The sequence below is a fragment of the Nonomuraea cypriaca genome (assembly GCF_015645445.1).
Classification (GTDB): Bacteria; Actinomycetota; Actinomycetes; order Streptosporangiales; family Streptosporangiaceae; genus Nonomuraea; species Nonomuraea cypriaca.
Genome location: NZ_JADOGI010000484.1, coordinates 1 through 1,937 on the forward strand (window position 1 = coordinate 1; position 1,937 = coordinate 1,937).

4 protein-coding genes are annotated in these 1,937 nt (G+C 64.0%); 2 read left to right on the forward strand and 2 right to left on the reverse strand.

The features are described 5' to 3' along the window. Positions 1-14: 14 nt before the first annotated feature. Complete coding sequence (locus ITP53_RS55070) at positions 15-167, reverse strand: hypothetical protein (RefSeq protein WP_195903435.1); 153 nt, start codon at positions 165-167, stop codon at positions 15-17. 97 nt (positions 168-264) lie between these two features. Here ITP53_RS55070 and ITP53_RS55075 point away from each other — a divergent pair, with 97 nt between their 5' ends. Both ITP53_RS55075 and ITP53_RS55080 read left to right on the forward strand, forming a co-directional pair. Next, positions 265-639, forward strand: coding sequence for a beta/gamma crystallin domain-containing protein (locus ITP53_RS55075; RefSeq protein ID WP_195903436.1), 375 nt, complete (start codon positions 265-267; stop codon positions 637-639). Positions 640-844: 205 nt separating this feature from the next. Continuing rightward, positions 845-1,120 (forward strand): LysR family transcriptional regulator, encoded by a 276-nt coding sequence (locus tag ITP53_RS55080; RefSeq protein ID WP_195903437.1) that lies wholly within the window; start codon positions 845-847, stop codon positions 1,118-1,120. A 63-nt stretch (positions 1,121-1,183) separates the two neighbouring features. On the opposite strand, the gene ITP53_RS55085 is transcribed toward ITP53_RS55080, so the two are convergent. After that, positions 1,184-1,618 (reverse strand): transposase, encoded by a 435-nt coding sequence (locus ITP53_RS55085; RefSeq protein ID WP_236052248.1) that lies wholly within the window; start codon positions 1,616-1,618, stop codon positions 1,184-1,186. Positions 1,619-1,937 lie beyond the last annotated feature (319 nt).

Sequence of the window (1,937 nt, forward strand, 5' to 3'; positions counted from 1 at the left end):
CTTGTCCTCGCCCGTCATGCGCGCACCCGCCCTGCCCGGAGCCTGCCGCCCGGCGCGTTGGTGTCGGTGGCGGCCCGCTCGCGGTTGCCGGAGTTCGCCCCGGCCACGTCCGCCGTCCGGTCCGCCGAGTCAGGCATCCGGCGCTCAGTCCATGTCTGTGTCGTCATCACGCTCCTCGCTCGGCTTCTACTTTACAGAGTAGGTCTACTTTGTCTAGTATGAGCGATCTGTCAGGCCAAGATCACTCCCTTCGAAGAAGAGGCCATGAAGTCGCATCTCCGCAACACTCTTGCCGCCTGCGCCACCGCTGTGGCGGCCATGGTGGCACTCCCAGCTGCCCCCGCATTCGCCATCAACCACATAGATTGCAAGTACGACCTCAAACATGAATTCCTGACTATCGCCAACGATAAGAGCAGGCTCCACTGCTTCGCGAACGCAGGTTCGAAGAACGTGGCCATCTACGGCGCTTTTGCAGTGGAGACGGGGAACAACAAGGTTGTCATTACGTATATCGATGATCTGGGGGGCTCCTCCAAGCGCCTGACGCTCGGGAAATTTCAGGCGTGGCACCACACCGCCGTCCCGAGAGGGGTCCACGGCAAGATGCACAAGATCTCCAAGATCACCATCCTCTAAGCCTGTCTGAGAAACGGCGAATCCCGTCTCACGGCACTCAGAGGCGGGATCCGGCCCCAGTCGCCGGAAAGACGCCCTCTGGCGGAATCGCTACTATGGTGCTCTTCAGAGCCGTGTGCGGCGCGGTGTGAATCATGTACGGGCGGGCATCGCGAACCATGGCGACACCACCGAACCAGCCGGGTCAAAACGAATCCGAGGCGCGATGGAAGTACGGTTGCTGCGCTATGCGGTGACTCTGGCCGAGGAGTTGCACTTCGGGCGGGCAGCCGAACGGCACCACATCTCGCAGCAGCCCTTCGGGCAATACATCCGGCGACTGGAGCGCGAGGTCGGCACCCGCCTGTTCGAGCGGACCAGCCGGCGGGTGACCGTGACTCCGGCGGGTGCGCGACTCGTGGCCGAGGCGCGGCTGCTGCTCGAGGCAGTGGATCAGCTCGCCGAGCACGCCAGGTCGGATGGTGCGGGACGGGATGAGTGATGGCGCTCTGTGATTCTGGATCTGGCTCAAAGTCCGTGAATGGGTGACGGTGCGTGATGATCGTTAGGTCGTGAGGAGTACTCGTTTGCGCAGAAGCGGGAAACTCGCGCGGCCGAACATTTGGCGTTTGAGCATCTTGATGCGGTTGACGTGGCCTTCCACCGGGCCGGAACTCCAGGGCAGAGTCAGGCCGGCGGTGACGGCGTCGAGGTCGCGCTCGAGGCCGTTGGCGAAGGCGTGAAGCGCGGGCAGGTCTTCGGCTTTCACCGCGGTGAGCCAGCTCGGAAGGTCGTGGCCTCGGCGTTGGGTGAGCATGACGGCGAAGGAGCGGACCTGCTCGATAAGCGCGGCCAGTTCCGGGCAGCGGTCCAGGACGGTCTTGAGCTGGAGTTGGTGGGCTTCTTCGAGCTGGTCGGGGTGGGTAGCGAGCCAGCCGGTGACCTTGCGGACCGAAGGCGCGGGCGGGGCGACGGGGTGCGGGGCGCGCAGCGGCCGCATGTAAGCGCTGAGCGCGCCGTAGCTGCCGCGGTAGCCGAGCGCGATGATCTCTTCCAGCAGGCGGGTGGCATTACGCTCGCCCTCTTGCCAGCGCTGATGCAGGTAGGGCTTGAAGTCGTCGACGACGCTGGGTTTGTTGGTCCACTGACCCCACAACAGTTCCTCGGGTGAGGCGGCGTGGGCGTAGCGGATCTGGGGTGCCCCGATCTTTCCGGACACGGACCCAAGTAGGGTTTACGTGACACCCGGAAGGCAAGGTAGTGGCGAAGAAGCCGAGGCATTACTCTCCCGAATTGCGGGCCGAAGTCGTTAAGTACGT